Genomic DNA, 5,836 nt, shown 5'->3' on the forward strand with positions numbered 1-5,836 from the left:
CAGCACCGGCCGCAGCGGGCAGTCCTGGGGCTGGCCGCAGTGGCTGCAGGCGGCCGGGGTGGACACGCCGGTGGCGACGCCGGGGCGGCACTTCTCCGACGCGATGCTGGCGATCGAGGCCGCTCTGTCCGGCCAGGGCGTGGCGCTGGCAGCGCGACCGATGGTGGCCCCGAGTCTGGCGGCGGGCACGCTGGTGGCGCCGTTTCCGGTGGCGATCCGCTCGCCATACACCTACTGGCTGGTGGCGCGGGAGGATGTGGCGCGCCGGCCGGCGGCGGTGGCATTCCGGCAGTGGGTCGTGGCGCAGGCGGCGCTGGACAGCGGCAGCGGCGGCACGGCCGCCCTCAGCCCCTGAACTTGCTGCCCAGCCCCTTCAGCAGCGCGATCGGCCCGAGCCGGGACTGCAGGTTCCACACCGACAGGCGCCGCGTCAGGCTGCGGCCGTCGTACCAGTCCAGCACCGACGCGCTGGCGCCCTCGGGCTCGCGCACGCTGACCAGCGTGGAGACCTCGGCCGTGGACTCAAAGGCCTGCTGCAGCGCCTCGACGGCGAGCAGCAGGCTCGGCGTGATGTCGGCGTGGGTGGGGTCGTAGCAGGCGTGGCGCTCGATCCAGGTGTCGCCGCAGCGCAGGCGGATCAGGCCGGCCAGTTCACCACCGTCACTGGCGAGCAGCCAGACCGCCGCGTCGCCGCGCCGGGCCAGCCCCGGCAGCCACGCGCGGTAGAAGGCGGCGCGGCGCGGGTCGCTGCCGATGGTCACGCCGCCGCCGGCCAGCACCAGCGCCTGCTCCAGCACGAGGTAGCGCTCCAGCGCCTCCACGATGTCGTCCGGCCCCTGCGCCACCACCCTGCAGGCGCCGGGCTGCTCCAGCTGCAGCCGCTGCTGCATGCGCGCCCACTGCGCCTGCACTGCGTCGCGGCGGGTGGCGACGTGCAGCTCCCAGTCCCCGTCCAGCCGCTGGTACGGCGCCTCGATGTCGGGCAGCGCCTCGCTGGAGAACCCCCGCCCCGGCCGCTGCAGCTCGCGCAGCGGCCAGCAGCCGGAGACCAGCTCGCGCAGGTCGAGCACCTGCCACTCCGAGCGCAGCGCGACCAGCGCCTGCCAGAGCGCGCTCCAGACGCGGTCCGCATCGTCCAGCGCCAGCAGGCCGGGCCGGTCGCCCTCCCAGATGCCGATGTGGCGCAGCACCTGCACCGTCATGCCGTAGTGGCGCTCCGGCACCCGCACCAGCGGCAGCACGCCGACCAGCCGCCCGGTGGCATCGTCGTGCACCGCCATCACCCACAGCGCGTGGCCCGGCTCGGCGAGGTGCTGCCATGCAAGGTGGACATGGCTCCAGGTCACGTACAGCCCGTACTCCACCGCCTGGTCTTCCAGCGACTCCCACGCCGACCGCAGCGCCAGCAAGGCGGACTCGTCACGCACGACGGTGACGGACAGGGCGGACACGTGGGACTCGGGCAGATTCATGGCGTCGAAGAACGGGCAACGGGGATGGAAGCCGGATCAGGACCCGGTCTGCCAGTGTGCAACAGCGTGCCTACCGCGGCCTGAAGACGCTCGGGCGTGACCGCGGCCGCCGCCAGCGCCGGACCGGCGACCACCTCGACCCGGCTGAACAGCCCGCGCCGCAGCGGCCGTGCCATCGCCCGCCCGCCCTCGATGCGCGAAAACGTCGAGCCCCACAGATTGACCAGCGCCACCGGCACGACCGGTGCGGGCTGACGCTCCAGGATCTTCATGACCCCGCCCTTGAAGGGCTGCAGCATGCCGTCGCGGGTGATGCCGCCTTCCGGGAAGATGCCGAGCAGATCGCCTTCCGCGAGCACTTGGGCAGCCTCGTCGAAGGCCCGTTCGTAGACAACCGGATCTTCCTTCTGCGGCGCCACCGGGATGGCCTTGACCAGCCGGAACAGCGTGCCCAGCACCGGCGTGGCGAAGATGCGGTGGTCCATCATGAAGCGGATCGGCCGCGGACTGGCGGCGGCCAGCACGATCGCATCCACGTAGCTGACGTGGTTGGCGGCGACGATGGCGGCACCCTCGGTCGGGATGTGCTGATCGCCGGTCAGCTTCAGGCGGTAGACGAAGCGTGTCAGCACGAAGGCCAGGAAGCGCAGCAGGTACTCCGGCACCAGCAGGAAGATGTAGCCCGCCACCAGCGCGTTGGCCAGCCCGGTCGCCAGGAACACCTGCGGAATCGTGGCGCCGGCCCCCAGCATGGCGCCTGCGATCACCGAGCTGGCGATCATGAACAGCGCATTGAGGATGTTGTTGGCGGCGATGATGCGGGCGCGGTGGCTCTTGGGCGCACGGAGCTGGATCAGCGCGTACATCGGCACGCTGTAGAGCCCCGCCGAGCCGGCCAGCAGCGCCAGATCCAGCATGACGCGCCAGTGCGCCGGCTGCGCCAGGAAGGCGCCGAGCGTGTACGACGCGGCGCCCTGCGGCAGCGCCAGACCGGTCGCGGCGAAGTGGAGATCGACCGAGAACACCGTCATCCCGATCGCGCCCAGCGGGACCAGGCCGATCTCGACATGGCGCTTCGACAGCACCTCGCACAGCAGCGAGCCCGTGCCGATGCCCACCGAGAACACCACCAGCAGCAGCGAGGCGACCTGCTCGTTGCCGTGCAGCACCTCCTTGGCGAAAGCCGGGAACTGGCTCAGGAACACCGCACCGAAGAACCACATCCACGAGATGCCCAGCAGCGAGCGGAAGACGACGATGTTCTCGTGGGCGAGCTGCAGGTTGCGCCAGGTCTCGGTGACGGGGTTGGGGTTGATCCTGAGCGCCGGGTCGGTGGCCGGCGTCGGTGGCACAAACTGCACCACGACCCGTCCGAGCAGCGCCATCGCCACGCAGCCGATCGCCACCGCCCGCGCTCCGCCCTCGGCCATGCCGATCAGCAGCCCGCCTGCGACGTTGCCGAGCAGGATGGCGACGAAGGTGCCCATCTCCACCATGCCGTTGCCGCCGGTGATCTCGCGCTCGCTCAGGTGCTGCGGCAGGTAGGCGAACTTGACCGGGCCGAACAGCGTCGAGTGCAGCCCCATCAGGACCACGCAGCCCAGCAGCGTCACGACGCGCACGTTCACCGCGTCCTGCACGAACGCCCACGCCGCCAGGCCCATGATGCCGATCTCCAGCGACTTGACGAAGCGCATCAGCAGCGCCTTGTCGAGCTTGTCGGCGAGCTGCCCGCTGGTGGCCGAGAAGAGCAGAAAGGGCAGGATGAACAGCGCCCCGATCGCCAGCCCGGCCAGCGATGGCGGCAACCACGCCACCTGCAGCTGGTAGGTCACCAGCACGGTGAAGGCGAACTTGAACAGGTTGTCGTTGCCGGCGCCGAGGAACTGGGTCCAGAAGAACGGTGCGAAGCGGCGCTGGCCGAGCAGCGCGAACTGGCTGGTCTGGTCGGGGTGGCTCATCGGGATCGGTCCTCGTCAGGGGCGGCGCACGGGAATCGGCGCCGCCGGAACACTGTAGTGCAAGCAGTGCCGGGTCAGCGCACGGTCTGGGGCGCTCCGGCCAGCGCGGTGCGCTGCAGGAAGGCGAACACCGAATCGACGGTGACGGTGTCGATGCGGTCGGAGAAGCGGCGGGCGCTGGGATGGTCGTCGAAGGCGACGTTGGCCGTGCCGATGCGGGCGCCCAGGCGCTGGCCGGCGCTGAGGTTGAGCGTGGTCGGCTGGTAGCCCTTGAACTGCAGCCAGGCCTGGGCGCGGCTGCGGTCACAGGCACCGGGCTCCACCGCGCAGGCCAGCGTCTCCAGCGCCCACTGGTTGCTCTGCTGGTAACGCTGCGACCACGGGTAGGCGACCATGCTGTACGGCTTGTGGTGCAGCACGGCGGCGCGGGCGTTGTCCTGCAGCAGCGGACGCAGCGCGGCCTGCACGGCCGGTGTCGGGATCCCCAGCGCGGCCTCGTAGTCGAACAGGTCGTCGCTGAAGAACTCGGCCAGCCCCTGCCGGTAGAGCGCGGACTCGGCCGTGCCGCACTGGTTGAGTTTGTGGACCACACGCCAGGCCTTGGCCGCCTCGTCGCGGTAGACGTAACCGAGGTGCGAGTAGCGCAGGCCGTAGCGGTCGAGGTTCTGGCCGCGGCGGGCGATGACGGCCAGCGTGGCGCCGCTGTCGTCGAGCCAGCGCACGGTCTTCACGGCCAGGTCGAGCGAGCGGCGGATCTGGTCCGTCGACGGCGGTTTCTCGGCACAGTTCTGGCCAGCGCGGGCCGGCGTCGTCAACAGGCCAACGGCCAGCGCCAGGGCAGCCGTGGCAGTGGCAACGGCGGTGTTCATCGCGTCATCCGTTCGTTGTAGATCAGCGAAGCGCCGATCTCGTTGGGCACGAAACACAGCGCCTTGCCGGCCGCCGACAGGAGCCAGCCGGTGCTCAGCGCGGTGACCACCACGGTGGTGCCCACGGCCGTCGATACCGCCTCGGCGCCGGCCGCGCTCAGCGTCAGCACGACGCTCGCGCCGGTGGACGCCTGGGTCAGTACCCAGACGGTGCCGGCGGCGACCACCTCGACGCTGGCCACGGTCAGCACGGCACCCGCCGTCAGCACCGACGCCGCTGGCGCTGCCGAGACCGCCAGCGGCACCCCCAGCGACAGCGCGGACAGCACGCTGACCTCCGAGCCATCGCGGTGCGCCAGCGCACTGGTCGGAGCGATCACGACGCTGGTAGCCAGCGCCAGCGCGAGGAGCTTGTTCAGGGTCTTCATGGGGTTCACCTTGTCAGGCACGGGGTTCGGGGATCACGTTTCTTCGCGGGCTTCGCGGCGGCCCTGCAGGCGCGCTTCCAGCACATCGGCCTCATGGGCATCGCGCAGCGTCTTGGCCAACGTGAACACCGACGAGATCAGGAACAGCCAGCTCACGGCGAGGTAGGCCTTCCACACCGGCTGCACGTCCATGCGCCACAGGCCCCAGGCCGTCAGCGCCATCGCCAGGAAGAAGCCGCCCCACACCACCCACTTCCAGCCCGGGGTGTCGCTGCGGCGCTTGTCGTTGTCGCGGATGAACTTGGACAGGCCGAACGCGGAGGTCAGGCAGAACAGGTAGCCCATCACCATGAACGCGCGGTCCAGGTCCTGCCCCGGCAGCCAGGCCAGGCCGGTGGCGCACAGCGTCACCGCCAGACCGAACGAGATCCAGACCTGGGCGCGCCAGGCGGGGGTATCGCGGCGCACGACCGAGGACGAAGACGGGGAATAGGCATCGGAGGACATGGTGGAGAGCCTTTCGGCGGCTGGGGCGTTGAACACGGAATGGATGCTCGGGCAGAGCATCCCGGGGTGCAACGATAAGCAACGGAATATCGGGCAATGCCTCGATGAGTATCATTTGGCAATACCTGATCGACCGAAAACGCCAGAGGACACGCCGTGAGCACCACTGCCGACCTGATCCGGGTCCTGAAGGCCGAACTCAAGTCGGCCGGCCTCACCTACGCCGCGCTGGCCGTGCAGCTCGACATGGCCGAATCGAGCGTGAAGCGCATGTTCGCGCAGGGCGACATGCCGCTGTCGCGCATCGACACCATCTGCCGCGTGCTGCGCACCGACTTCGCCGAGCTGGCCCGGCGCGTCGCCGACGACACGCCCGCCCGCATCGAGCTGACGCCCGAGCAGGAGCGTGCCGTGGTCGCCGACCGCAAGCTGCTGCTGGCAGCCATCTGCTGCCTGAGCCAGTGGACCTTCGAGCAGGTGCTGACCGGCTACGGCTACACCGAGGCGGAGCTGGTGGGCTACTTCGTGCAGCTCGACCGGCTCGGCATCATCGAGCTGAAGCCGCAGAACCGCTACCGGATGAAGGTGGCCAAGACCTT

The 5,836-nt window shown here is 70.2% G+C and carries 7 protein-coding genes; 2 read left to right on the forward strand and 5 right to left on the reverse strand.

Going from position 1 to position 5,836, the window contains the following annotated elements; all coding sequences use genetic code 11:
* On the forward strand, nt 1–355 hold a 355-nt coding region (locus AB3X43_RS15480), incomplete at its 5' end, for a LysR substrate-binding domain-containing protein (protein ID WP_369430760.1).
* On the opposite strand, the gene AB3X43_RS15485 is transcribed toward AB3X43_RS15480, so the two are convergent.
* The 5 genes from AB3X43_RS15485 to AB3X43_RS15505 form a co-directional block, all read right to left on the reverse strand.
* Nucleotides 345–1,451, reverse strand: coding sequence for a GNAT family N-acetyltransferase (locus AB3X43_RS15485; protein ID WP_369430761.1), 1,107 nt, complete (start codon nt 1,449–1,451; stop codon nt 345–347). The two genes, AB3X43_RS15480 and AB3X43_RS15485, sit on opposite strands and share 11 nt — an antisense overlap.
* Nucleotides 1,452–1,468: 17 nt before the next feature.
* Nucleotides 1,469–3,433, reverse strand: coding sequence for an MFS transporter (locus AB3X43_RS15490; RefSeq protein ID WP_369430762.1), 1,965 nt, complete (start codon nt 3,431–3,433; stop codon nt 1,469–1,471).
* 74 nt (nt 3,434–3,507) lie between these two features.
* Nucleotides 3,508–4,302, reverse strand: coding sequence for a DUF2145 domain-containing protein (locus AB3X43_RS15495; RefSeq protein WP_369430763.1), 795 nt, complete (start codon nt 4,300–4,302; stop codon nt 3,508–3,510).
* Nucleotides 4,299–4,730 (reverse strand): hypothetical protein, encoded by a 432-nt coding sequence (locus tag AB3X43_RS15500; RefSeq protein ID WP_369430764.1) that lies wholly within the window; start codon nt 4,728–4,730, stop codon nt 4,299–4,301. The genes AB3X43_RS15495 and AB3X43_RS15500 overlap by 4 nt, the downstream gene beginning before the upstream one ends.
* A 33-nt stretch (nt 4,731–4,763) precedes the next feature.
* Nucleotides 4,764–5,237 carry a YiaA/YiaB family inner membrane protein gene (locus AB3X43_RS15505; protein ID WP_369430765.1) on the reverse strand — a complete coding sequence of 158 codons (474 nt, stop codon included), beginning with the start codon at nt 5,235–5,237 and terminating at the stop codon, nt 4,764–4,766.
* A gap of 156 nt (nt 5,238–5,393) precedes the next feature.
* Here AB3X43_RS15505 and AB3X43_RS15510 point away from each other — a divergent pair.
* Nucleotides 5,394–5,836 (forward strand): helix-turn-helix domain-containing protein (locus AB3X43_RS15510; protein WP_369430766.1); only part of this gene is annotated, 443 nt, incomplete at its 3' end.

The organism is Sphaerotilus sp., from assembly GCF_041083715.1.
Lineage (GTDB): Bacteria > Pseudomonadota > Gammaproteobacteria > Burkholderiales > Burkholderiaceae_C > Sphaerotilus.

What these genes read in the sequence shown, in the direction of transcription:
- AB3X43_RS15490 (WP_369430762.1), bottom strand. Translation starts at nt 3,433, where the DNA reads ATGAGCCACCCCGACCAGACCAGCCAGTTCGCGCTGCTCGGCCAGCGC.
- AB3X43_RS15495 (WP_369430763.1), bottom strand. Translation starts at nt 4,302, where the DNA reads ATGAACACCGCCGTTGCCACTGCCACGGCTGCCCTGGCGCTGGCCGTT.
- AB3X43_RS15500 (WP_369430764.1), bottom strand. Translation starts at nt 4,730, where the DNA reads ATGAAGACCCTGAACAAGCTCCTCGCGCTGGCGCTGGCTACCAGCGTC.
- AB3X43_RS15505 (WP_369430765.1), bottom strand. Translation starts at nt 5,237, where the DNA reads ATGTCCTCCGATGCCTATTCCCCGTCTTCGTCCTCGGTCGTGCGCCGC.